Source organism: Janthinobacterium sp. LM6 (assembly GCF_002002885.1).
Taxonomy (GTDB): Bacteria; Pseudomonadota; Gammaproteobacteria; order Burkholderiales; family Burkholderiaceae_D; genus Janthinobacterium; species Janthinobacterium kumbetense.
Genome location: NZ_CP019510.1, coordinates 3465919 through 3489906 on the forward strand (window position 1 = coordinate 3465919; position 23988 = coordinate 3489906).

Consider the following 23988-nt stretch of genomic DNA (forward strand, 5'->3'; position numbering starts at 1 on the left):
GGAAAAGGGCAGGCGCTGCACAATGAGAGCCTTGCCAATCTGAATGCTACGCGGGCCAGGTGAATTTCCTATTAAGAAGCCATGCACGCGGGCTTTAGAGGATGGCAACTAAACATTTGCCTTCTGGCAATATGGACGGTTATGCTCGCGGCACCTTCACTCCTTGACTGATACCGCTCATGAATCAACGCCCATTGCTTGCCATTCCCATGCTCGTCGCCGCCCTGGCCGCCCAGGCGCAAGACCGCACGGCCGATCCCCTTGGGCCGTTGGCGCAATGCATCAACCGCAGCGAGTTCCAGTTCCGGCAGCAGGACCGCCTGCCCGCGCACGTGACGACGCGCAGCGTCAAGCTGGCGACGGGAGAGGGGCAGGTATCGACGGCCGATGGCTATCGGCTGATGCTGTTCCGCAAGGGCAGCCTGCCCTTGGTGAACCTGAAAATCGAACGCAGCGCCGAAGGCAGGTTTGCCGCCGACCGCGACACCATCGTGGCGCAAATGCAGCAGTTGGCCGCCAACAGCAAGGCGCCGCAATTAGTATCGCTGGAAACGGACACGCACCAGGGCGTGGAAGTGCTAGGATTGAACAATCCCAATGTCACGCAATCGGCGGGCATCATCAGTTTATACACCTTGCTGCATGCCGCCAGCGGGACGGTCGCCACCGCCTATCTGCTCAACCAGCCGGCGGACAAACGGGAATTCGCGACGGATGCGCAGTACCGGGCCTTGCGCGACCAGTTCATCAGCTCGCTGGCCGCTTGCATGGCCGATCCCGCGCCGTAAGACAGGCGCACACGGGCAAGCCAGGAAAGGAGATCACCGCCATGAAAAAAGCAGAGCCAAGCACGCAGTCCCAGGATGGCGCGGTGAGCGCCGAGTCCGCTACTCGCCTGATCGATGCGAAAATCGCCGCGCTGGCCGACTGGCGCGGCAAGACGCTGGCCACGGTGCGCGCGCTGATACGCCAGGCGGATCCGGACGTGGTCGAGGAAGTCAAATGGCGCGGCGTGCCCGTCTGGTCGCACGCGGGCATGATTTGCACGGGCGAAACCTATAAACTGGCCGTGAAACTCACCTTCGCCAAGGGCGCCGCCTTGCCCGATCCGGCCGGCCTGTTCAATGCCAGCCTGGACGGCAACACGCGCCGGGCCATCGACCTGCATGAAGGCGCGCACCTCGATACGGCGGCGTTCAAGGCGCTGATACGCGCCGCCGTGGCGCTGAATACGACACCGAAACCAAAACGGACTCCGACTTGAGACATTATCTGTATCTGTGGCACGACCCGGCCGAGCGCATGCTGGTCGCTTCCGGCATCGAATTCAAGGATTTCCTCCCCGCCCTCGGCGAGGCTGGCGGCATCGTGCTGCGCAAGGGCAGCGCCGGGACGGCCAGGAAGCCGGCCGGCTACCAGACCCTGGCGCGGCAGCAGTTGCCGGCCCTGGCCCGGGAAGACCTGCACGCCTGCGGCAGCCATGCCTGGGCCGACTGGCGGGGCGCGGCGCCGCCGCCCCAGGATGCGGACGTGGCCGCGGCGCTGGCCTATCGCGCCGCCGCGTCGCGGCGCACGGAGCTGGCCGCCCTGCAAAACCGCTTCCTCGCCTTTGCCCACGACGACGGCTGGTACCTGAAACTGTTGTATGCGGCCTGGGACGATGCGGCGGCTGTTCTCGCCGGCGCCATCCCGCCAGCGCTGGGCACGCTCGATCTGGACGCGCTACGCCAGGGGGGCGACGGTTACTGGCTGCAAGACGGCAGGCTCGAAGTGGAACTGAAAACCCACGATATCGACAGCGTGCTGAACCGCCGTTTGTGAGCATATAATGGCATTCCGATAACTGATACACGCCCGCCATGCTTCGTCCTCATTTCGCCACGGCATCGCCTCGCTTGCGCGCCGCCGCATGACGCCAGCCACGCTTCGGCCATTCGCGCTGGCGGACGCGGCTTCCTGCGCCGCCATCCTGGCGCTGGCGGGGCGCGACACCTTCGGCCCTGTCGCCAGCGTCGCCGCTTTTACGGCAGCGACGCAGGGCGAAGATATCCTCGTTGCCGAGCGTGACGGCATCGTCGCCGGCTTTGCGGCCGTGCACACGGACGACGCGCCCGAGCATTTCCTGCACCATTTGTACGTGCACCCGGCGCACAGCGGACTGGGCATCGGCACCCGGCTGCTGGCCGCCGTGGCGGCGCGCTTCGGTCCCCGCCTGAGCCTCAAGACGCAGCTGGCCAACACGGGCGCGCGGCGCTTGTATGCGCGCGCGGGCTGGGTCGAAGACGCCGCCGACGGCGGCGTGGACATCCTTGGCGCGTGGATACGGGTGCGCTACCGCGCCGCACCGCCTGAGCGATGAAAGACCCTGGCGCCATCGACCCCGCCCTGGCGAGAATGATGGGCTGGTTCCTGATCCTGCTCGCCCTTCCCGCCGCGTATTTTTCCTTCTGGCGCGCGTATGACAAGCTCGCCTCGCCGGCCTGGCCCGTGACCAGCGCCGAGATCGTGCGCAGCAGCATGTATCAGCGCACGGGCAAGTCGCAGGACTGGTGCGTCAAGCTCAGCTACCGCTACAGCGTGGATGGCAAGGCCTACCGCAGCTCGCGCATCGGCGTCTCGCGGATCGGCAACGCCGGCTGCCACCGCGACCAGGCCGTCACTGCCTGGCGCCTGGCCGGCATGGCGCCAGGCGCGCACATCCGCGTGCATTACCGGCCGCGCGACCCGAACGATACCGCCGTGTTCCTCGCCGGCCTCGATTTCCTCGATTATTTCGGCGTCGTGCTGTGGATGGTCCTGTTCGTGCTGGGCGTGTCGGAAGCGCGCAAGCAGGCGCCGCCAGCCGGGTCCGCTTCCCTGAAGCTGGCATCCATGGCAGCACGGTCGTAGTTTTGCTCGGGCGGCGCGCCGGTCGGCGTCAACGTGAAATGCGGCACATATTTGTCCCGTCGGCCGTCATCGGACAGGCAAAATAAAGGGGGCAGCCCCGATAGCGGGCGATGCCCGTCCTGGGACTGTCGCAGATATCCCAGGCCACACGTGGAGGGGGTCAAACCCGGCGTTGCTCCTTGCTCTCGGTTAGCAGCCCCAGCCTGGCCGCCATGCCGGCATTGTCGCGCAACAAACCGTCGCGCTCCTGCGCCAATGCTTCCATTTTCTGCTGCGATAGTTGTCCGTTTTCCGCCAGCATGTCGAGTTGCCGGTCTTGCGCGGCCAGCGCCACCTTGGTGTCGTTCAGCGCCAGCAGGGCCGTGTCGAGCTTGTCCAGCAGCGCGTCGGCGGACGCGGCCGCCTGCAAGTATTGAAATTCGAACTGGTCGCGCTCGGGGCGCACGATGGCCAGCGCCGCGCGATCGGCCGCCGCTTCGTCAGCCAGGCGCGCCTGTTCCGCCTGCAGCTGCGCCAGGCGCATGTCTTGCTGCACCAGCGTCGCTTGCTGGCCTTGCAGGCGCTGCTGCAGCTGGGCGTTTTCCTGTTCCAGGCGACTGATCCGTTGCTGCGCCTGGGCCCGTTCTTCGCTGCGTTGGGCTGCCGCCGCTTCCTGGTAATGGTCGAACTGCGAACGCACCTGCGCCAGCTGGCGGTTCAGGGCGGCGATTTCCTCGCCCCGGTCGGCCAGGCGCTGCGTCAGGCCTGCATTATCGCTGTGCAAGGTGGCCAGGGTGACGGCGCGGAAATGGTGTTCTTCCTTCAATTGCGCCAGCGCGTGCTGGGTGGCGCGCAATTCCTGGGTGAGGGCGGCGCGCGCCTCCGTCAGTTTCAAGCGCTCCGTTTCCGTCTTCTTCAGTTTTTCCAGCGCCGCGTCGAGTTCGGCGCGGTTTTCCCGCCTGCCCGTTTCCAGCTGCTGCGCCACGTCGCGCTGCTGCTTGTCGTACACGCCGCGCATCGCTTCCATCAGTTCGGCCGGCAAGCCTGATTCCGTTTTCACGGCGCCCGCGCCCTGGAACTCTTCCTTCCAGCGTTTCAGCAGGGGAGCAATGGTGCTCTTGCTGCCCGTGCTGCCCAGCGCTTCGCGCACGCTGTCGACCGTGGGATTGCGCCCATCGGCAGCGACGATTTGGGCTGCTTTCATAACATCAGAGTACAGAATGCCGGTGCGGGCCATGAAATCACCTATGAACGAAATTTAGTAACGTATTACATGATACGTAATATCGAATAATATTACGATATAAATTTTGATCAATTTTAAAAAATATATATCGCGATAAGATCGCTTATCGCGGGTTATGGGGGTGGTTTGCATGGTATTCTGCGTATTTCCCAGTACACCAGCCCGATTTCAGCGATTCCATGCCCGATTTGCCCCTTTCCAAACGCCGTGTCGCCGCGCCCAAAAGCGCCGCCTTGGCTCCTGTGCCGTTACGCGGCGCCCTGATCGATGCCGAGCTGGCCGCGCGCCACCAGTCCTTTTTAGCCGCCGCCACGTCCGACAACACGCGCCGCACCTACCGTTCCGCCATCCGCCACTTCCAGGCCTGGGGCGGGGCGTTGCCCGCCGACGAATCCACCGTCATCCGCTATCTGCTGGCGTATGCGGACAGCCTGAACGCGCGCACCCTGGCCCTGCGCCTGACGGCCCTGTCGCAATGGCATGTGTACCAGGGCTTTGCCGATCCCGCATCCACGCCCACCGTGCGCAAGACCCTGGCCGGCATCGCCCGCCTGCACGGCAAGCCGAAAAAGAAGGCCAAGGCCCTGCCGCTGGAAGACCTGGAGCTGATCGTCGGCAGGCTGGCCGCGCTGGGCAGCGTCAAGGCCTTGCGCGACAGCGCCTTGCTGCAGCTGGGATTTTTTGGCGGTTTCCGCCGCAGCGAACTGGCGGGATTGACTATCGAAGACGTGAGCTGGGAGCCGCAGGGCATGGTGATCACCTTGCCCCGCTCGAAAACGGACCAACTGGGGGAGGGCATCGTCAAGGCGATCCCGTTCGGCGACGGCGTCTGCTGCCCGGCCACGGCACTGCGCGCCTGGCTGGCCGCGGCGCATATCCGCACGGGGCCGCTATTGCGCCCCGTCAATCAGTGGGGCCATGTGAGCGCGAAAGCACTGCACGCGAGCAGCATCAACACGATCCTGGCGGACTGCGCCAGGCTGGCCGAACTCGATTATGTGCCGGAACTGTCGAGCCACAGCCTGCGCCGCGGCATGGCCACCAGCGCGCATCGGGCCGGCGCCGATTTCCAGGCCATCAAGCGCCAGGGCGGCTGGCGCCACGACGGCACCGTGCATGGCTATATAGAAGAGGCGGGCCGCTTCGAGGAAAATGCGGCCGGCAGTTTATTGAAGGGGAAGAAGAAGCCGGCGGGCTGAGGGTGCCCTGCAAGATCTTGCAGCGGCCAGTCAGCGGATGCCCATGCGGGCGCAGTGCCCTGGGGATTACGCAGGGGCTACGTCGACACGCTCAATTTCCAGCTCGGTAGCGGAGCTTAATTGCGCCGCAATGAGAGCGCTCAGATCAACGTCCGCACCGCCATCGGATACGTCCGCGCAGGTATCGATAATTAGCTGAAAACAGTTGTCGCGGATATCCCGCGTATCCAAATCCGGCGGTGGAGGCGCCAATAGCGCGATTTCCAGTCCAAGCGCGAAGGCGCGATACGCCGGATATTCCTCGTATTTCCCTTCCTCGTCAGGCGAGAATCTGATGCCCAGTGCCTGAGCCAGAATGACAACCGTGGCTTCGAATGGCAGCGTTGGCCGAATGTTCAGACAAGCCGTAAAGTAGCTTCCACTTTGACAATTGCGCATGCAACCTCTGGTGTAAATTTAAAATAGATGATCTCTTGTCACGTCACGTTTGGACGCCCGCTCCTGGCACTTCCTGGCATTCGAATTGAACAATTCGGGACTTTCCCGAATATGCTCGTTCAGAACTTCGAAGTTAGTTCCTTTCAACGGGACGATACGAGAAACTTGGACATTGAATTCGGCCGTTCAGACAATAGGACTGCACTAATTTAAGCTGTCCAAGCAGTTCGTCAATTGTGTCAATGCGGGCAACATCATACTGATCACAGTCCCGCTCACACCAAACTTCAAGTTGAGGAAATTGGGTCAGCAAACTTACCATTGCAGATGCATAGGAATCGGCACTTGGCCAATGATAATTCCTCTGACGATCCAGCTTGGGTAGCAACTTTGCAAACCTCAAATTATCGTTGGGAGTGGTTTGGCCGAACAATATTCCATCCCAATAGCAGAGGATTTCATCCGTAGGTCCCCATTCTGATTCAAACGCTTGAATTTTCAATCGTGCACTGTCTTTCGGCAACTCGATGACCAAGACATCTGGGGTGCAACTAAACGGAGAAAAAATTTCGAGCATAGAGGTCAAGAAAATATTTTGGTCCCGTATCGGGGCCGCTAACAATGCATGGCCGCTTGTGACCGGTCACTGTCATCCTAAGGCGTTCCATCGAAAGATTAGCGCGGCAACGGGCACAGTCAACAATATCACCAGAACCGCCGTGAGCCAGAACTGCTCTGACTCGCCCTCACGCAATAGCCTGCGACAAATGTCAGCTCATGGCCGAGCGCTGCAGTAGCGCCTAAGGATAACATGTTGCCAATCTGAAAAGTACGTGGAATTTCACATGCCTTGCGGGGCGGCGGCAAGAACATCCACATCATGGTCGTCAGCAACGGCGGCTTCCAGTGACTGTCCGGCTAAGAGAAATGGTGTCCGGCTTCAAATGCCATTGGGTGTCCAGCTTGGTGTAAGAATCGGTGTCCGGCTTGATGAGAATACTCATCGGTACGCCGACGACGGTGGCTATAGCCTAATTCCGTCAGGGGCAAGGGGCTATTACACTCTCAGTTTATTTGTGCAACAAAGCCATTATTTACGGTCCTTTTTTTTGGTTTTGCATTCTCTTGTGATCCAAGAAGGTTATCCACAATGCAAATATTGTTGCGTAAAATAAGATTGCCCGTCCGACATTTCTTTTGTGAAATGGAACTCCGGTAAAAAAGCCGCCAGCGCGATCAAGAAAATCCATTATCTGGAAGAAAAATGGTTCCTTATTCCCGTTGGGAGCTAGCGCAAGAAATCCTGAGGAAAGGTCCAGCAGGTAATAAACGAAGGCAAATGCGATAAAACTGCCAACGAATGTTATTAAAAGGGAAATGCATTGATTCCATTTCATCGTCGATTTTTTGCGCAGCACCACGGCCTTCATGCCGTGGAGGCGAAGCGGAGATCCGCTGCGGTGGCTTGCCTGTCGCTCCGTTGTTGCCACCAGTAAATACTCATATCAGTCTGCACGCTGGGTAAGTTTGCTATGCTGGCCGAACCGGGCCGTTCGGACCAGCATAGCAGGTTGTCGGATGGAAAATCTAGCGCGCCCTACGACAGACCGGATTCGACCGAAACCGGTCTGTTTTGCTTTGCCAAAGCGCACGCTCAACGACCAAATTCAGTGACGCAGAATACCAGTGTGCAACGACGAGTTAGAATGAAAAACATCTATTGACGTGCTCCTGGAATACATAGGATCAGCACAACGAAAAATACACAAAATCCGAAGCTACCAACAGCCATGTGGTTATGCGGTTTGCCAATTGGAGGTGGATAGCGACCTACCGTAATTATCCGCAGTAGTAGCCATCCCGGCCAATAAAATATGCCGACAATGATTACTTCGGCGACAGCTCGCAATGCAATCTCGATTAATCCATCAAGTGCCATGGCTTTGTCTCGCTAAAATTTAAGTTGACTGGCACGAATATTGAAGAGGGGAAGTTAGTATCCGATTAGTTTAACTAGTTCATGCTCGCATTGCAAATAATCAACTTTTCCCGGAAGTGGCGGGAATCAGATTATGGCTGCGGATTCAATCGATCAATGCAACACACTGTTCAAATCGTTGAGCCGGTGTTTGGCAGTGTAGCGTCTTCCAGCAGGCGCTGCGCCAATCCCGTCTTGCGGTGCGCGGGCAGCACGCCGCCGAGCCAGCTATACAAGGAGCCATCCTCGGCGCCATAGCCCAGCTTGCAGCCGGCGGGCTGGCCGTCCGCTTGCGCGATCAGCACCAGCGCGCCGGCGGGCAGCCGGTCCTGCAGCTGCGCCAGGCTGCGCCGCCGGTCGAACTCGGGAATGGCCTGCAGCACCTGCCAGGCTTCCGCGATGGTGCCGGGCCGCATCACGCTGCCGCTTGTTCCCGGGGACGGATGATCATGCAGGTGGCCGTCGCGTGCGCATACACTTTACCGGCTTCGTCGCGGATCGTGCCTTCGGAAATGACCAGGTTGCGGCCTGCATTGATGACTTTGCCTTCGGCAAAGACCGTTACGTTGAAGGGCAGGGGACGGCACATCTTGATGTTCAGGTCCGTCGTGCCGTAGCTTTCGCCGGCCGGCAAGACCGTGTGGGTGGCGCAGCCCGTGACCGTGTCGAGCACGGTGGCGGCGAAACCGCCGTGCACGCCGCCCATGGGATTTGTGTGGTTTTCATTCGCCGTGGCCGTGAAAATGACTCTGCCGTGCTCGATCGTGTGCGCATCCATGGGCATGGTCTTGGAAATGCCGGGCCGGGGGAACAGGCCTTGCGCGAAAGCTTGCATCAGTTGCAAGCCGGTCATGTCATTGGGGTGCATGGTAACTCCTGTGGGGTGAGGGTTGGGTTAAACGTCTTGCCGATTAAACGTCTTGCTGGAAACGCAGGCGCGAAGCGTGCAGCAGGAAGCGGGCGACGACGGCCAGCTCTTCCTCGCTGAAACCCGCTTTCAGTTGTTCGTTCAGGCTGTCGAGCAGGGGCAGGGCATGGGCCAGCACCTCGCCCCCCTTGGCCGACATGTGCAGGGTGCCGGCGCGCGCGTCGAGCGCCGACTGGCCGCGCACGATCAGGCCGTTTTCTTCCATGCGCGCCACCAGGCCCGTCACGGCCGAGTTTTTCAGCTGCAGCGCCCGCCCCAGATCCTTCAATTGGCAGCCTTCTTCGCCCTTCAGGGCAAACAGGGCGACCACTTGCGTGCCGGAAAAGCCCAGTTCGCTGGTGAAAACGGCATCGGCCGAGCGGAACAGGTTCTGGCGCGCCAGGTTGAGCAGATTGAACAGGCGCGGCGAACGCTCGCCCAGCGGGCAGGCCGCGGCATCGGGTACGTCTGGGGTGGGGGTGGTATTGGTACGCATGCGAAGTATACTACTACGCATGCGTAATAAATCAAGCGGATATTGCTAGTCGCGCTGGTGGCGGCCGATGTAGCGTGCGCGCGGGCGTATCAGGGCCGCGCTGTCTGCCTGCTCGGCGGCATGCGCGATCCAGCCGGCCGAGCGGGCCAGCGCAAACACCACCATGCCCGCGCCCTCGGGCCAGCCGAACGCCAGTTCCATGGCGGCCAGCGCCAGGTCGGCGTTCGGTTTTACTGCGAGCAACTCGCCCGCCGTGGCGCACGCTGCCAGGATGGCGCCCAGCTGCGGGTGCCCGTGCGACATCGCAGACAGGATTCCCAGCAGATACGCGGCGCGCGGGTCGCCGTGCGGATACAACGGGTGGCCGAAGCCGGCGAATTCCGGCGCGACGGTCTTGTAATAAGCGACGATGGCAGCCCCGGCATCCGGTGCTGCCAGCGCCTGCGTCAACATGCACCTGGCCGCCGCGCTGCCGCCGCCGTGTTTATCGCCGGACAAGGCTGCCAAGCCCGCGCCCAGCGCGGCCGGCAGGCTGGCGCCCGTCGAAGCGACGCAGCGCACGGCAAACGTCGACGCATTCAACTCATGGTCGGCCAGCAGCACGAGGGAGGCGCGCAGCAATTCAGCCTGCTGCGCATCGGCTTGCCACGTCTGGGCCAGCTGCCGGTGCAGCGGCAAGGCGGACGGCGCCGTCTGCAGCAGGGCGGCGGCCAGCAGGCGCATCGCGGCGGGGCCGGATGGCAGCGAGTGCGGCATGTCCGCTGTCGTCAGCATGGCCATGGCAAGCATGGCGCGCGCCAGCGGCGGCGCATCGGGCGCGCTGGCCAGCTTTGGCGGCTGGGCAGGCGCGTCTTGCTGAAAATAGTCACTCGCACCATCGTCCCACAGCAGGCTGGCGGTCATTTCCAGCGTCGCGTGCCGCGCCAGCGCCGCCGCATCGCAGCCGCGGTACAGCAAGCGGCCATCGAGGATGTGGGAAATGCGCGTCTCCAGCACGGGCAAGCCCCAGTGCATGGCGGCCACGGCCGTCTGGCCGCCGCGCTTGGCGTCATTTTTACGGGCCGCCAGGCGCAGCACGTCTTCCTGCGGATAGCGCTTGCGGCGCGATGCCCCATTGCTGACGGAAGCGAGCAAGCCCCGGCTCACATAGGAATACAGGGTGGGCAGGCTGACGCCCAGCAGGCGCGCCGCGTCGAGGGCGGACAGATCGTTGTTCATGGCGGCCATTGTAGCGGCTGTCACTTTATATTGATTGATGGAATCAAGATTGACGGGCCGGGCCACGCGTCACTAGACTCATGCCTTTCCAGGAGCCTCCATGAGTACACACACCATTCGCACCCTGCGCCCGGATGATGCCGCGCCCTTGCTGGCCTTCGAGCAAGCCAACCGGGCATGGTTCGAGCGCCATATCGACCGGCGTCCGGACGCTTTTTACAGCATCGACGGCATTCGCGCGCACGTCGCGCAATTCCTGGACGAGCATGCGCAGGGGCGCATGCACCCCTGCGTCATCGTGGACGAACATGGACAATTGATCGGGCGCGCCAACCTCAAGGACATTGACCGGGAGCAAGGGCTGGCCGAAGTCGGCTACCGCATCGGCGAGCAGCAGGCGGGCAAGGGCCTGGCCACGGCCGCACTGCAGTACCTCATTTCCCTGGCGCAAGACGAATGGCGGCTGGCCAGCCTGTGCGCTTACGCCATCGATGGCAATGCGGCGTCGATCCGCGTGCTGGAACGCTGCGGTTTTGCGCAGGGAATGGCCGTGCCCGATATTGCCATCGTGGAAGACAACGTCGTCGATGGCCACCGGTTTGCGCTGGATTTGCGGGCGGCTGGGGTAGACTCTGTCCTGCCATAAAATCAAAGTTATCAGATATGAATCATGAAGCCCCAAAACGCATCGTCGTCATCGGTGCCGGCATCGTCGGCGCGTCGCTCGCCTACCACCTGGCCAGCAAGGGGGCGAAAGTTACCGTCGTCGAGGCGGGCGGCATCGCTTCCGGCGTGACGGGCACCTCGTTTGCGTGGATTAACGCATCCTGCGCGGGGATGGATCCCATCGCGGCCCTGCGCGGCGGCGCCATCGCCGCCTGGCGCCGGCTGGAAACGCAGGTGCCAGGCTTGGCCGTGCGCTGGCATGGCGCCTTGTCGTACGGCACGCAGGATGGGCGCGTTTCTCCCTCCTGCACGGTGATTGACCGCATCCGCATCGCCCAGCTGGAACCGCAGCTGCGGCAGCCGCCGGAACAGGCGCTCCACGAACCGGAGCAGGGCGCCCTCGACGCCGTCGCCGCGACTCACGCCTTGCTGGCAGCGGCCCGGGCGCTCGGCGCGACCATCCGCATGCAGACGCCCGTGCCGGGCTTTACCGTCCAGGACGCGCGGGTGACGGGCGTGGAAACGGCCGCTGGCGTCATCGAGGCCGATATGGTCGTGCTGGCAGCGGGCACAGGCACGGCCAAATTGGCCGCGCAGCTGGGAGTAGACTTGCCGATTCACGCCTCGCCCGCCATCTTCCTGCGCTACCAGGCGCCGCCTGGCTTGGTGCGCGGCATTATTTCCAGCCATGCAATGGAAGTGCGGCAAGACGAAGACGGCGCCATGCTGGCGGCGGAAGATTACCTGGACGACACCCTGGAAAACCAGCCGGCCGCCATGGCGCAGCGTGTGGCCAGCGTGATCCGCAATGAACTGGAAGGAGCCGACGCCATCGCGCCGGAATTCGCCTGCATCGGCCTGCGCCCCATGCCCGTCGACGGCGTGCCCGTCATCGGCTACTTGCCGCAGGTCGAAGGGGCGTACGTGTGCGCCATGCATCCGGGCGTCTTGCTGGCCGCTATCGCGGGACAGCTTGCCAGCGGGGAAATTGTCGACGGCGAGCCAGCGCCAGCCCTGGAAGCTTGCCGGCCCGCGCGTTTCCTGGCGTAAATGACGTAAAGACCCCGTGCCGCGCCGATTCCTACGGCACAGGCGCGACAAATACGGGCAGGATGAACGGCACCGGCTCCTGCTCATCGCCTTCCTCCGACGGGGCCTGCATGAAATCCTCGTTGCGCCAGTCGCCGTTCACCACCCGCTCGGCAATCAACGCCAGATCCTGCGTTTCGCGCACCTCGCAGCGAAACGGCAGCCGCCCATGCGAGCGCGACACAAGGCTGAAGCGCAGCTGGCGGCACTGCGCATCGTGCCAGCAATAGAACAGCATCTGCTCGCCAGCGAGGGCGCTGCGGCGTGCCGCGATCAACTCTCCGATGAATGCAACGATATCGACCGCATGAATCTGCGGCGTTTCCTCGTCCGTGGGCGAAAAGCTCCACATGTTCTCCATCGCTTCGCGGTTGATGTCGTCGGCATCAATGAACACCTCATCGTCTTGCGCCATTTCCAGCCATGCATTGACTGTCCTGCAATTCATCATGTCGTCATGCATCCCATGTTTTAAAAGCCGTCCATACCGAACGCCATGCGCCATGCGGAAGTTTGGCCTGCATGGAAAGTGACAGTCCGCCGTCGCCCATACGATCGCCTGGCTTCCATTGTTTATTCTTCAGACTAAGTGCCCGTGCTCTTCCCATGTCGACAGTTTTCATGTCTTTGATGTCATAGCCGACTTCCAATACGGGATGCAGCACTTCTCCATTGGCTGTCAAATATAAAGTATCGACATGGACCTTGGGTTTGTCAAAACGTTCGTAAAGCCTTGTTGCAGCGGATTTGAAACCCTGGCCAATGGCGATGCTGATGGTCGTTGGACCATTGCAGCCCAGAAGCGCGGCAAGCGCCCAATAGTCATGATCAGCAGTGACAAGCCTGGCCAAACAGCGTTCTATCCATGCCGATTCATCAGTTCTGAATTCTTTCCAGTATGGAGAAAATGAATTTTGCAGGTAGCCGACTTCGTGCAGCGCCCCGACCAGGTTAATCTGCTTGTCCACGCAGCCAATATCGTGCAACAGATGGGCTGCGGCTGCGGCGACCGCATACTCGCCTTTGGCCATGGCCTTATCTTCGAGTTTTTTCAGTTTGGTGTTAATACTCATTCTTTTCATGGTGCGGACGATACCGCGCTAGTTATGGTTACTGGTGACTACCGGAAGCGGGAACTGCAGCATGGCTCGCGTTCACGCAAATCACTGAATTTAAGAATATTTCGACGGCCCATTCATGGCCAGAATAAAATTCCGTAATGAATTTTCAATATTAACCAATCATGCCCCTTGACTGGAAAATACGGCCAGTATCAATAAAGATGCCACCGGTTGTCATTTCATGCAGCTGTTTTCAGTCATTCAAGTTCAGCCCATTCCGGATTGTGCCATACCTCGGCATTTAACTCTGCTTCCTTGTCGTACCGGATCAGCACCCAGGAACTCGCTTCTATTGAGCATTAAAAACATCCACATTTCTACATGGACTTGCATGCACTCACCCCCGCGGCCCATCCGGCAACAACTCCGCCAGCTTGGTCGTCAGCAAGAAACTCGTCTCGCTGAGTTTCTTGCCATGTATCGATAGCCGCCGCACGGGCAGGCGCGACAAGGCCAGGGGACTTCCTGAGTTGTGGCTTCCCGCTGATTCACAGCAAAATTCTCGGCTGAATCGGGCTTGCGATGACTGCGACTGCAAAGCGTACTCCGTCGAAAAGCAATTCTTGAATTCATGCCTGGGAAGTACATCAATGCTCAGCTCAGCCTCCCCCGACTGCGGATTGCGGATTGCGGATAGACCATTCTAAAACCATGATGCTGAGATTGCATTTTAATGCATAATCCTTGATGGAAATTCTCCTGAGTCAGGTCATCCACAATGCAGTGCAAGTTAACTCCTGGCGGTTGAACGATCAATGTCACTTGATAACTTAAAATTTCCTCATTCTCCGCGGAGTAATACGTTTTCATTGCCGTGTTTTTTACATATGCTCCGGCTTTTCTCAATGCTTCATTAATCAGGTATGTTATATTATCGTCCAGCGTCACATCCAAATTGTCAGGGCCATTATATTTGCATAGTGTTGAAATTGGAAATTCCACCGCTATTTCAACTTTTCTTGCATGGTCGCAGTCTATTTTCATTATTGCATGTCCTGCTAGAAATTTAATTTTAAATAACTTTGGCTAATATCAATGGTTTGAATAAAATGCTACAACTCAAAGGCTGGCGCCGACTCAAGATGCTGCGCGGCAGGGAATGCCTGTACCCGGTAGCGCACTGGATAGCAATCGACTTCCTGCATCAGCTCACCGCAGATGGCCAATGCATCATTCCATGCCAGCATCTTGGTGGTGCTTTCGCCGCCGGCATCGTCAAGTTCCACCATGGCCACTACATCAGTACGCGGCAGCAGCGTGTTGACACCGCGGGTCCAGCTTGCCGCAGACGTCACGCGCTGGCCATCTTTTGACTTTATCAACATGCAAGTGGCCACGAAAATATCCTCTCCAATGCTGTCGTTGACCCGATCCCACTGCTCTTTCTGCAGCTCGTAGTGATGTGCGCGCATTAACTGTTGAAAGTGCGCCAAGGCTCCGGCCACGGCCGCGTCCGATGGCTGGAACACGACGATTTTTCCCTGTTCAATGCGATACATGGTGGCCGAGACCAGGCGTCCCTCGTCCTGCACCAGCTGGTCGGCCAGGGAGATCATGCGCAATTGCCCCGCTACATTATGTGACGATGCCAGCAGGAGACGTCCACGCGAGGGAATCATCGCCAGCGGTTCGGCGTCTTTGCAGACGCGACTCAGCAAGTCAGGCAGCAGCAGGCGCGATGAATCATAGTCGTCCTGCCATTCGCCCATCAGCAGTCCATCGCCCAGATCCGTAAAGCTGTATGGCGTGCATTCGCGCAGATTGTCCATGGCCGCCGTCAGCGCTGCATCGAACGTCACGCCCCATTGCGCCAAGACGGCCTGGCCGACGATGGCCATGTGCGAGTCTGTGTTGTAAGCCAGCATGATGATCGTATCGTCCTCCAGTGAGCGGTAGGCATCGTTCACTTGCTGGCGCTCTGGCTGGGCCAGCGCCACCAGGCGCAAGTAGTCGCCTTGTGCCCGGCTGCGTACCACCGGCATCAGGCAGGGTTTGGCTTCGGCAAAGCTGGCAGGCAGGCCGGGCACGACCATGCTGGCCAGATAGTTTTGCAGCACTTGCGCGCGCATCTTGCGCGGCGCGGCGCAATAATCGTGATAGGCATTATCCAGATTGAAGATATGCTGACTGTTTTCACCCATTAGAATGCGAAACTGCTCCGCATCGTAAATCAATTTCTGTACCTGGCCGTCGGCACGCGCTTGGCGCATGACTAGGGAGGCAAAAGAATCTGGCGAGGGACGCGTTCGGAAAAAATCGAGTAGATTCATGGAATTTTTAATTGAAAGATAAAAAGATCATGGCGAATTATAATCGTGATTAACAATGATTGTAATGCGCACTCTTCTTTCAATAAACGGGATAAATTCAAATTATATTGTCATGACCAAGGCCAGTGAATTTGTCGATCAATAGTGACCTTGTTGCACAAATAAACTCAGTGACTGCTTAAAAACTTCGTAGCAACTTTCCAGCCAAAGCATCTTTGATGTTTTGGGGCGAGTGGCGATGTGGACGCAAGTCTTTCGGGTGCTTGCGCATCCAATGTTCTGTATTAACTACATGACCTCACCCCCGCGGCCCATCCGCCAACAACTCCGCCAGCCTGGTCGTCAGCCACAAACTCGTCTCGCTGAGCTTTTTCCCATGAATAGCTAGCCTGCGCACCGGCAGGCGCGACAAGGCCAGCGCAGGGCAGGGCACTTCCTGCAGATAGCCCTTGTAATTGTCGTAATTGGCGATGTTCAGGGGCAGGATCGCCCAGCCCAGCTCGTCCGCGACCATTTCCGCGATACTGTAAAAACTGTCGGAAAACCAGACGGCGGGGCTGAAGGCGTGTTCGCGGTTGAGCTCGGAATCCATGATCAGCTGGCGGTAGCGGGTCAGCTCGTTGCGGCTCACTTCCTGGCCGTGCGCCATCGGATGGCCTTTGGCCACGAACACGCCTTGCGCCACGCTGCCGATGTGCTGCTGTTCCAGCACGGGGGAAATCGGGCCGCGGTCGAAGTGAAACGCCACGTCCGCTTGCTGCTGCTCCACGTACTGCGCCACCTCGGACGCCGTGGCGTTGAGCATCACCAGTTCCAGCGCAGGGTAGCGCGCCGCCAGCTCTTTTACCAAAGTGCCGATGGCCAGGTAGGGCAGGGCTTCGTCCAGGGCCAGGGTCAGCTGGGCCTCGGGTGCCTCGCTCAGCAGCTGGGCGCGCAGCTGCAAGCGCTCGGCCTGGCGCAGCAGTTCGCACGCTTCCAGGTGCATCACTTTGCCCGCTTCCGTCAGCACGGCGCTGCGGCGCGAACGGTCGAACAGTTCCACGCCGAATTCCGCTTCCAGCAGCCCGATCGAGGTGCTGACCACCGATTGCGCGCGGCCCAGCCGGCGCGCCGCGCCCGAAAAAGAACCGGCCGCGACAGCTGCTTCAAAGTAACGCATTTGTTCCAAAGTCCATTGCATGGCATCCACCTATCTGTTTTACAGATGGATTTTAACTTGAATGCCATTCAGGGGCGACATAAAATGCATTTACATTTTCAACAACACGAGATCCGCCATGAAAAACGCTCAAGCCCATAACCCCGCCATCAGCTTCAGCTGGTGTCACGACGCCACCGCCGAAGATGCGCTGTGCCAGCTCTACCTTGATAACGTCAGCGCCGACTATATCTCCCATTCGGAGCTGCAGGGCGAGCGCGCCGATGCGCCCGGCAACTGGCGCGCGGACTTGCCTGAGGTCATCCGTGGCGAAATCCGCGCCGCCCTGTCGCATGACTGGGCGCATGGTGATTCGACCCTGCTGGCCGTGGCTGCCTTGGGCGACGCCATCGTCGGCATGGCCTTGGTCTCCATCGATACGCGCCAGCGCGCCTCGAAATCGTTCGCCGCGCTGGACGACCTGGTCTTGCTGCCCTCCGTGCGCGGCAGTGGCATCGGCAGCCAGCTGGTGGAGTGGGTAGCAAGCGAATTGCGCAGCCACGGCATCGCCCGTTTGTTCCTCGAATGCGGCGCGCACAACCTGACGGCGCAACAATTCTTCAAGGGACGCGGCTTCAAGCAAGTGTCCGTCGTCATGCTGCGCGAACTCGATGCGCCGGAAGTGACGACCGCCGTGGATGACAAGGATGGCGACCGTGGCTGACGCCCGCCGCCCCCGACCAGCCCAGGCCCGTGGCAGCCTGGAACGTAAATATTTGCGCAGCACCAAATTCATCCACACCGACAGTTGTTAAAAATTACACTAAAATCCATGAGTTGTTTATGCATCCAATGAAAAAATGGCTGACGCTGGCCATCGTCTCCAGCGCCTTGTTCCTCATCGTGGTCGACATGACCGTGCTCTACACCGCCTTGCCCGCGCTGACGCGCGACTTGCAGGCCACTTCCTCGCAAAAACTGTGGATCATCAACGTGTACGCGCTGGTCGTCTCCGGTCTGTTGCCCGGCCTCGGCACCCTCGGTGACCGCTTGAGCCACAAACCCGTTTTCCTTGCCGGTCTGGCCGTGTTCGGCGTCGCCTCGCTGTGCGCCGCGTTTTCGCCCGCGCCGGAACTGTTGATTTTTTCGCGCATCCTGCTGGCCATCGGTGCCGCCTTGATGATGCCGGCCACCTTGTCCATCATCCGCCTGACCTTTACGGACAACCGCGAGCGCTCGTTCGCCATCGGCGTGTGGGCGGCCATCGCTTCCGGCGGCGCCGCGTTCGGCCCCGTGCTCGGTGGTTTCCTGATGGAACATTACTGGTGGGGTTCCGTCTTCCTGATCAACGTGCCCATCGTCCTGCTGACCCTGGTGCTGGCCACCGTCGTCCTGCCGAAACGGGCCGGTAACCGCGACAAGCCGTGGGACTTGAAGGGTTCGCTGCAAATCATGATGGGTCTGCTTGGCGGCGTGTATGCGATCAAGGAACTGGGCAAGCCGCAGCCGTCGTATGCGCTGGCCGCCTTTGCTTTCGCCGTGGGCGCCTTCTTCATGCTGAAATTCGTGCGCCGCCAGAAGCGGCAAGCCAGGCCGCTGATCGACTTCGCCCTGTTCCGCGAACTGCCGTTTTCCAGCGCCGTGGCCGCCGCCATGGTGGCGTCCGCCGCCCTGATCGGCATGGAACTGGCGCTGAGCCAGCACATGCAGCTGGTGCGTGAATTGTCGCCGCTGGAAGCGGGCTTGCTGCTGTTGCCGCTGCCGCTGGCGTCCGTGTTTGCCGGACCGCTGACGGGTTTCATGCTGCCGCGCGCCGACAAGGCCAAGGTCTTGTGGGGTTCGCTGCTGCTGTCCGGTATCGGCATGGCATCGTATCTGCTGCTGCATGACGCCGCCGTCTCGGCCCAGGTGGCCAGCCTGGTAATTCTGGGCCTGGGCCTGGGCGCCGTCATGACGGCCGCGTCCAGCGCCGTGATGCTGAACGTGGCGCCGCAACAGGCCGGCATGGCCGCCTCGATCGAGGAAGTGTCGTATGAACTGGGCGCCGTGATCGGCGTGACCGTGCTGGGCACGATTTTGTCGGCCGTCTACAGCGCCACGCTGGTGATCCCGGAAAGCGCGGGCCTGCTGCCGAACGCCCACGACACCCTCGACGCGGCGCTGCTGGCCGCAGAACAGTTACCGGCCGAACTGGGCCTGCAAGTATCGGAACTGGCCCGCTCGGCCTTCGACAAGGCATTTATTGTCGTGCTGGCAACGGCATCCGCCATCCTGATGGCGGCCGCCGCTACCATCCGCCACCTGCATCTGCGGGCGCGCCGCGCGGTTTAAGTGCTCAACGACTGAGCAGCGGCGCCACCTGGTCGCGCAAGACCGTCCATTGGGCGTCTTGCACGGCCTGGTTGGGGTCGTGGCCGGCCCGTTTTACCAGGGTAAAGCTCTTGTAGGGCGCCGTGATGCTGTCGAAATACGTGCGCGCGATGACGGGCGAGGTCAGCAAGTCCGCTTCGCCCATGATGAAAAACACGGGCAAGTCGAAGCGCGTGCCCAGCGCGGGCAGGTCGACCTTGGCAAACATGCCGTCGCCGCGCATGCCGATGAACTGGATGTACGAGTAGTCATCGGCCGCCTCGGCATCGGCCAGCGCTTGCGGCGTGGCATAGAACGGCGCCGGCTGCCACCAGTGCTTGGGCGGCGCATCCGTTGCCAATCCCTCATATTTGCGGTCGAAGCGGCGCAGGATGCCGAAGTTGCGCGGATCGGTCCATGGCGGCGCACCGAGCGCCGCCAGCTTGTCCACCGTGGCGGTATCGCCGGCCGCTTGCGCCAGCGCAAGCACTTCCCGGTACATGCCGGTTTCGTTGTCGCGCGCATTGACCACTTGCGCCGTGCCGATATACGCGTGGAACAGGTCCGGCTGCGCCTTGGCCATGTGCACGCCCAGGATCGAACCCCAGGAACTGCCCATCAAAATGACCTTGTCCTTGCCCAGGTGCTGCTGCAGATAGCGGGCCACGGCGATGCCGTCGTCGCGCATCTGTTCCAGCGTCAAGGGGATATCTTCCGTCGGGCGCTGTTTCGAGTAGGTCATGCCCGCGCCGCGCTGGTCCCATTGCACCAGCGTGTAGTGGCGTTCCCAGCCCGCATAGATGGCGTCCGCAAACGGACTCAAGGCATTGCCGGGGCCGCCATGGATGAACAGGATCACGTGATTGCCGCAGGCGGCGCCCGTGATCGTGATCCATTGCCCGATGCCGTTGATCGGCACATAGCCCTGTTCGCGCACGGCTTGCGCAGGCGAGGCGCAGATGGTGCCGGCGGAAAAAGCGGGTTCGGCTGCCTGGACAAGCCCCAGGCAGGACAGTAGTGAAAGTACTGAACAGATTTTGCGCATATTATCCTGACAGAATGTTCCATAACGACGATGCATCGGGAAAACGTTCAACCCGAAAGCAGAAACTGGGGTCGGACCCTGAGGGGCCGACCCCAGACCTTGCCTTGGAGTTTAATACTTACAATGTGCAATCCTGTGCCGCTTTGCCGGCAATAAAGCGGGTGCTGGCTTGCTCAAAACAGGCTGGCGCCGTCCACAGGATGAAATGCGGGGCGTTGTGCACGGTGGACAGGGCTGCCTTGCCGGCCTTGTGTTGCGTCAAGGCCTGCACTTGCGCCTGCGCGCCCGCGTAGGGCGTCTTCGGGTCCAGCGTGCCCTGCAGTACCAAAGTGGGCGGCACCTTTGCCGGCAAGGCGCCGAAATAGGCGTCGCGCGGGTAGGTGGGTAAGCCGCCGCCCAGCAGGATGCGGGGCAGGGGACTGGTCAACAGCAAGTCCGCCTCTTCACGGTCGAGGTCGGCAGCCGTCCAGTTGGGGCGCAACGATGGCTGCAGAGTGTTTTCCGAATTGCTGATGATGCTGACCAGCGGAATCGACAGCGGCGACTGGGGATAGCTGCCCAGCCCGGCCGCCGCCTGCGTCAACGTGGCGCGCACGGACGCCAGCTCCCCATCCTTGCCCTGGTCCAGCTCGCGCAGCAGGTAGGGGATGCGGGCGCGGGCGGCCGGCACGTCGAGCATGCCGCCGAGGAAGTGCTTCAGGTTCTTGCCGGGGATCTTCGCCAGCAGCGCGGGATCGGCTTGCGCCTTGTCCAGCACGCGGCGGTACAAGGTGGCGGCCGGCTCACCCAATGCCGCATGGCAAGCCGCATCCGCGTCGCAGCGGGCCAGCACCTGCATGCCGACCTGGTTGACCACGTGCGAGCGCTGGCTCAAGTCCCAGCGCGCATCCGTCTGCGGCGGCACCAGCGAATCGAAAATGACGCCCTGGACGGGCAGCGGCCCCAGCTGCAGGGTGCGCAAGACCAGCTGCGTGCCGTACGACACACTGTATACATACACGGGCGGCTGCTTGCGCTTGCTCCGTTCGCCCTCGATCAAGGCTTGCAGGTCGCGTGCGGCCATCGTGATGGAAAACTGCGCCGCGTATTCCGGCATCAGATTGATGCCCTTGAAGCAGCTGGCCCATTCGGCACCGGCCAGCGCGCGGCCGCCGGGACTTTGTTCCGATTCCTCCACCTTGCACAGGCGCGACGAATGGCCGGTGCCGCGATGGTCGGGGATGAGGAATTCAAAGCCGGGAAAGCTGCGGCGCAAGGTGGGCAGCAAGCTGTAGAACGAGGCGCCCGATTCGCCGGGGCCGCCCGCCACCAGCCACAGCGTGCCCTTGGCGGGCTTGCCGGCAGGCACGTCGGCCGCAATCTTGCGCACGAAGACGTGCATGGCGTCCGGATCACCGATGCCGCGGCCCTGGGCATCGTAGCTGCCGGGCACGTTCAAACCCGAGCACAGGCTGCCGGGCATGGCCGTATCGGAGCAGGGGGTAAAGTACATCGGTTCGGCATGCAGGGAGGTGCCAGCCAGCAAAGTGGCCAGCAGGGTCAGGCGGGGCAGGAAGGTCATCGGCTACTTTGGCGAAGGTGGAGATCAAGCGCCAAAGTAGCGTTTTTTACAGCAATTGTCCAGATGGAAATATTTCTGCGCGGGACTATGCCTGCTTGTTATTACGCAACAAGCGCAGCCCGTTGGCCACCACCAGCAGGCTGGCGCCCACGTCGGCGAACACGGCCATCCACAGGGTCGCCATGCCGGCCAGCGCCAGACCGAAGAACACGGCCTTGATGCCGATGGCAAAGCTGATGTTTTGCACGAGGATGCTGCGCGTGCGCTGGCTCAGGCTGATGAATTCAGGCAACTTGCCCAATTCATCGTCCATCAGGGCCACGTCCGCCGTTTCGATGGCCGTATCGCTGCCCGCCGCGCCCATGGCAAAGCCGATGTCCGCCTGCGCCAGGGCCGGGGCGTCGTTGACGCCATCGCCCAGCATGGCCACCACGCCGAACTGCTGCTGCAAGGCCTTGATTTCATCGAGTTTATTTTCTGGCAGCAATTCCGCCTTGACCAGGCTGACACCGACTTCATCGCCGATGCGCTGCGCCGTCAGTAAATTGTCTCCCGTCAGCATCACGGTCGTCACGCCCAGCGCATTCAGGCGGGCAATGGCGGACGCCGCCGTCGGGCGCAGCACGTCGGCCACGGCGATCACGCCCAGCGCACCTGCCGGGGTGGCCAGCACCATGGCCGTGTAGGCTTGCTGTTCCAGCCGCGCCAAAATCGCTTGCAGTGCCGGCGTCAGGACATTCAATTCCGTCATCAGGCGCGCATTGCCCAGATAGTATGTATGGCCATCGATCGTTCCTTGCACGCCGCGCCCATGCAGGGCGGCAAACTGGGTGACGGGCAAGTGGCTGCTCGCGGGCGGGCCCGCCTTGACGATGGCGGCGGCCAGCGGGTGGGCGGAATTGGCGTCCAGGCTGGCGGCCAGCAGCAGGATGGCGTCGCGGTCGCTGCCCGCCAATGCCACCACGTCCGTGACGGCCGGTTTGCCCATGGTCAAGGTGCCCGTCTTGTCGACGGCGATGGCCTTGATCCGATAACCCGTTTCCAGGAATTGCCCGCCTTTTACTAAAATGCCGCGCCGCGCGGCCGCCGTCAGGCCGCTGACGACGGTGACGGGCGTGGAAATGACGAGCGCGCACGGGCAGGCGATCACCAGCATGACCAAGGCCTTGTAGATCCAGGCCATGAAGGGCTGGCCCAGCAGCAAAGGCGGCAGCACGGCCACGAGGATGGCGAACACGACGACGGCCGGCGTGTAATAGCGGGCGAAGTTGTCGACAAAGCGCTGCGTGGGCGCCTGTTTCCCCTGGGTTTCCTCGATCACCTTGACGATTTTCGCCAGCGTGCTGTTGCCGCTGTTGGCCGTGACGGTAACGTCGAGCAAGCCCCGTTCATTGATGGTGCCCGCATACACGACGTCGCCCACGGTCTTGTCCACCGGCATGCTTTCACCGGTGATCGGCGCCTGGTTGACGGACGATTCGCCGTTTTGCACGATGCCGTCGAGGGCGATGCGTTCGCCCGGTTTCACGCGCATGGTCGCGCCGATGGCCACCGTGGCCACGTTCACCTGGCTCCAGGCGCCGCTGGCGTCGGCCACAGTCGCCGTGTCGGGCGCCAGCTGCATCAGGCTGTGCACGGCATTGCGCGCGCGGTTCAGGGACAGGCCCTCGATCAGCTCGGCGATGGCGAACAGGAAGATGACCATGGCCGCTTCCGGCCACTGGCCGATGGCGATGGCGCCGAAAACCGCCAGGCTCATCAGGAAATTGATGTTCAGGGTGAAGGTTTTCAGCGCGATCCAGCCCTTTTTCAGGGTCGGCCAGCCGCCCGTGGCGATCGACAGCAGGGCCAGGGCGATGACGAGGGGCGAACTGTCTGCGTGCGTGGTCCACGCCAGCGCTTCGGCACCAAACGCGGCCAGGCCGGAAACGACCAGCAAGCCCTTTTGCATGCCGGACAGATTGCCTTCGTTCGGGTCGCGCGCGACGGCAGCGTCCGCTTCCATCGGGATCGCCTGCATGCCGATGCCGTGCAGGGCCGCTTCCACCGTGGCCAGCGAGGTCAGGGTGTGGTGCACGTCGAGCACGCGGTTCATCAGGTTGAAATCGAGGCCCACGACGCCGGCCATGGTGGCCAGCTTGTTGCGGATCAAGCGTTCTTCCGTGGGGCAATCCATGTTGGCGATGCGGTATTTGGCCGTGTTGGCGCCGGCGATGGCGGCGCTGGGCAGCGCAGGGCCGGACGCGGCGGCAGGCGTGGACGAGCACGCATGCTGGCTGGAACAGCAGCTGGCCGCCTTGGGTGCATGCTCATGCTCATGGTCGTGCTTGTGCTCGTGCTCGTGGGTATGATCGTGGCTATCGTGCGGCATCGCATCGTCCTTCCGGTTTCGTGTATGC

The 23988-nt window shown here is 61.3% G+C and carries 26 protein-coding genes; 10 read left to right on the forward strand and 16 right to left on the reverse strand.

Going from position 1 to position 23988, the window contains the following annotated elements:
- The first annotated feature begins 179 nt into the window (after nt 1-179).
- The 5 genes from BZG29_RS15195 (at nt 180) to BZG29_RS15215 (ending at nt 2889) form a co-directional block, all read left to right on the forward strand.
- Nucleotides 180-788 carry a hypothetical protein gene (locus BZG29_RS15195; protein ID WP_150130925.1) on the forward strand — a complete coding sequence of 203 codons (609 nt, stop codon included), beginning with the start codon at nt 180-182 and terminating at the stop codon, nt 786-788.
- A 41-nt stretch (nt 789-829) separates the two neighbouring features.
- On the forward strand, nt 830-1264 hold the full coding sequence (locus tag BZG29_RS15200) for a DUF1801 domain-containing protein (protein ID WP_077404376.1): 435 nt from the start codon (nt 830-832) through the stop codon (nt 1262-1264).
- Nucleotides 1261-1821 (forward strand): hypothetical protein, encoded by a 561-nt coding sequence (locus BZG29_RS15205; RefSeq protein ID WP_077404379.1) that lies wholly within the window; start codon nt 1261-1263, stop codon nt 1819-1821. Before BZG29_RS15200 ends, BZG29_RS15205 begins: the two co-directional genes overlap by 4 nt.
- Before the next feature lie 88 nt (nt 1822-1909).
- Nucleotides 1910-2359: a GNAT family N-acetyltransferase gene (locus BZG29_RS15210; RefSeq protein ID WP_077404382.1), complete on the forward strand. Its 450-nt coding sequence runs from the start codon at nt 1910-1912 to the stop codon at nt 2357-2359.
- Nucleotides 2356-2889, forward strand: coding sequence for a DUF3592 domain-containing protein (locus BZG29_RS15215; protein ID WP_077404384.1), 534 nt, complete (start codon nt 2356-2358; stop codon nt 2887-2889). Before BZG29_RS15210 ends, BZG29_RS15215 begins: the two co-directional genes overlap by 4 nt.
- A 160-nt stretch (nt 2890-3049) precedes the next feature.
- On the opposite strand, the gene BZG29_RS15220 is transcribed toward BZG29_RS15215, so the two are convergent.
- Entirely contained in the window at nt 3050-4072 is a 1023-nt protein-coding gene (locus tag BZG29_RS15220; RefSeq protein WP_253192587.1) for a DNA-binding protein, read from the reverse strand.
- Between the two features lie 221 nt (nt 4073-4293).
- On the opposite strand from BZG29_RS15220, the gene BZG29_RS15225 reads away from it, so the two are divergent.
- Entirely contained in the window at nt 4294-5313 is a 1020-nt protein-coding gene (locus BZG29_RS15225; RefSeq protein ID WP_077404390.1) for a tyrosine-type recombinase/integrase, read from the forward strand.
- Between the two features lie 66 nt (nt 5314-5379).
- Here the strand turns inward: BZG29_RS15225 and BZG29_RS15230 are convergent, their stop codons facing one another.
- From BZG29_RS15230 to BZG29_RS15255, 7 genes are all read right to left on the reverse strand, one after another.
- Complete coding sequence (locus BZG29_RS15230; protein ID WP_077404393.1) at nt 5380-5751, reverse strand: hypothetical protein; 372 nt, start codon at nt 5749-5751, stop codon at nt 5380-5382.
- A gap of 133 nt (nt 5752-5884) precedes the next feature.
- Entirely contained in the window at nt 5885-6337 is a 453-nt protein-coding gene (locus BZG29_RS27790) for a hypothetical protein (RefSeq protein WP_150130926.1), read from the reverse strand.
- Between the two features lie 508 nt (nt 6338-6845).
- The gene (locus BZG29_RS27795; protein WP_150130927.1) at nt 6846-7241 is read right to left on the reverse strand and encodes a hypothetical protein; all 396 of its coding nucleotides are present in this window, start codon (nt 7239-7241) and stop codon (nt 6846-6848) included.
- Nucleotides 7242-7860: 619 nt separating this feature from the next.
- Nucleotides 7861-8145 (reverse strand): GNAT family N-acetyltransferase, encoded by a 285-nt coding sequence (locus BZG29_RS15240; RefSeq protein ID WP_077404399.1) that lies wholly within the window; start codon nt 8143-8145, stop codon nt 7861-7863.
- On the reverse strand, nt 8145-8597 hold the full coding sequence (locus tag BZG29_RS15245; RefSeq protein ID WP_070288367.1) for a PaaI family thioesterase: 453 nt from the start codon (nt 8595-8597) through the stop codon (nt 8145-8147). Before BZG29_RS15245 ends, BZG29_RS15240 begins: the two co-directional genes overlap by 1 nt.
- A 43-nt stretch (nt 8598-8640) precedes the next feature.
- A complete protein-coding gene (locus tag BZG29_RS15250) occupies nt 8641-9132 on the reverse strand; it encodes a MarR family winged helix-turn-helix transcriptional regulator (RefSeq protein WP_077404402.1) in 492 nt (163 codons plus the stop codon).
- A gap of 45 nt (nt 9133-9177) precedes the next feature.
- Entirely contained in the window at nt 9178-10350 is a 1173-nt protein-coding gene (locus tag BZG29_RS15255) for a citrate synthase family protein (RefSeq protein ID WP_077409120.1), read from the reverse strand.
- A 100-nt stretch (nt 10351-10450) separates the two neighbouring features.
- Here BZG29_RS15255 and BZG29_RS15260 point away from each other — a divergent pair, with 100 nt between their 5' ends.
- Together BZG29_RS15260 and BZG29_RS15265 are read left to right on the forward strand one after the other, a co-directional pair.
- Nucleotides 10451-10996, forward strand: coding sequence for a GNAT family N-acetyltransferase (locus BZG29_RS15260; protein WP_077404405.1), 546 nt, complete (start codon nt 10451-10453; stop codon nt 10994-10996).
- Nucleotides 10997-11013: 17 nt separating this feature from the next.
- The gene (locus BZG29_RS15265) at nt 11014-12066 is read left to right on the forward strand and encodes an FAD-binding oxidoreductase (protein ID WP_077404408.1); all 1053 of its coding nucleotides are present in this window, start codon (nt 11014-11016) and stop codon (nt 12064-12066) included.
- Between the two features lie 31 nt (nt 12067-12097).
- Here BZG29_RS15265 and BZG29_RS15270 read toward each other — a convergent pair whose 3' ends face one another.
- The 5 genes from BZG29_RS15270 to BZG29_RS15285 all read right to left on the reverse strand — a co-directional run bounded on the left by BZG29_RS15270 (nt 12098) and on the right by BZG29_RS15285 (nt 16676).
- The gene (locus BZG29_RS15270) at nt 12098-12568 is read right to left on the reverse strand and encodes a hypothetical protein (protein ID WP_253192588.1); all 471 of its coding nucleotides are present in this window, start codon (nt 12566-12568) and stop codon (nt 12098-12100) included.
- A complete protein-coding gene (locus BZG29_RS15275) occupies nt 12561-13178 on the reverse strand; it encodes a hypothetical protein (RefSeq protein WP_077404411.1) in 618 nt (205 codons plus the stop codon). Before BZG29_RS15275 ends, BZG29_RS15270 begins: the two co-directional genes overlap by 8 nt.
- 642 nt (nt 13179-13820) lie before the next feature.
- Nucleotides 13821-14210, reverse strand: coding sequence for a hypothetical protein (locus BZG29_RS27805; protein ID WP_150130929.1), 390 nt, complete (start codon nt 14208-14210; stop codon nt 13821-13823).
- 68 nt (nt 14211-14278) lie between these two features.
- Nucleotides 14279-15496 (reverse strand): hypothetical protein, encoded by a 1218-nt coding sequence (locus tag BZG29_RS15280; protein ID WP_150130930.1) that lies wholly within the window; start codon nt 15494-15496, stop codon nt 14279-14281.
- A 298-nt stretch (nt 15497-15794) separates the two neighbouring features.
- Complete coding sequence (locus BZG29_RS15285) at nt 15795-16676, reverse strand: LysR family transcriptional regulator (RefSeq protein ID WP_070288548.1); 882 nt, start codon at nt 16674-16676, stop codon at nt 15795-15797.
- A gap of 97 nt (nt 16677-16773) precedes the next feature.
- On the opposite strand from BZG29_RS15285, the gene BZG29_RS15290 reads away from it, so the two are divergent.
- Together BZG29_RS15290 and BZG29_RS15295 are read left to right on the forward strand one after the other, a co-directional pair.
- Entirely contained in the window at nt 16774-17358 is a 585-nt protein-coding gene (locus BZG29_RS15290; protein ID WP_171985026.1) for a GNAT family N-acetyltransferase, read from the forward strand.
- A 128-nt stretch (nt 17359-17486) separates the two neighbouring features.
- Nucleotides 17487-18965: an MFS transporter gene (locus tag BZG29_RS15295; RefSeq protein WP_290440891.1), complete on the forward strand. Its 1479-nt coding sequence runs from the start codon at nt 17487-17489 to the stop codon at nt 18963-18965.
- 4 nt (nt 18966-18969) lie between these two features.
- On the opposite strand, the gene BZG29_RS15300 is transcribed toward BZG29_RS15295, so the two are convergent.
- From BZG29_RS15300 to BZG29_RS15310, 3 genes are all read right to left on the reverse strand, one after another.
- Complete coding sequence (locus BZG29_RS15300) at nt 18970-20028, reverse strand: alpha/beta hydrolase (protein WP_077404427.1); 1059 nt, start codon at nt 20026-20028, stop codon at nt 18970-18972.
- A 118-nt stretch (nt 20029-20146) separates the two neighbouring features.
- Nucleotides 20147-21589 (reverse strand): alpha/beta fold hydrolase, encoded by a 1443-nt coding sequence (locus BZG29_RS15305; RefSeq protein WP_077404430.1) that lies wholly within the window; start codon nt 21587-21589, stop codon nt 20147-20149.
- Nucleotides 21590-21674: 85 nt separating this feature from the next.
- Nucleotides 21675-23960, reverse strand: coding sequence for a heavy metal translocating P-type ATPase (locus BZG29_RS15310; RefSeq protein ID WP_077404433.1), 2286 nt, complete (start codon nt 23958-23960; stop codon nt 21675-21677).
- Nucleotides 23961-23988: the final 28 nt, after the last annotated feature.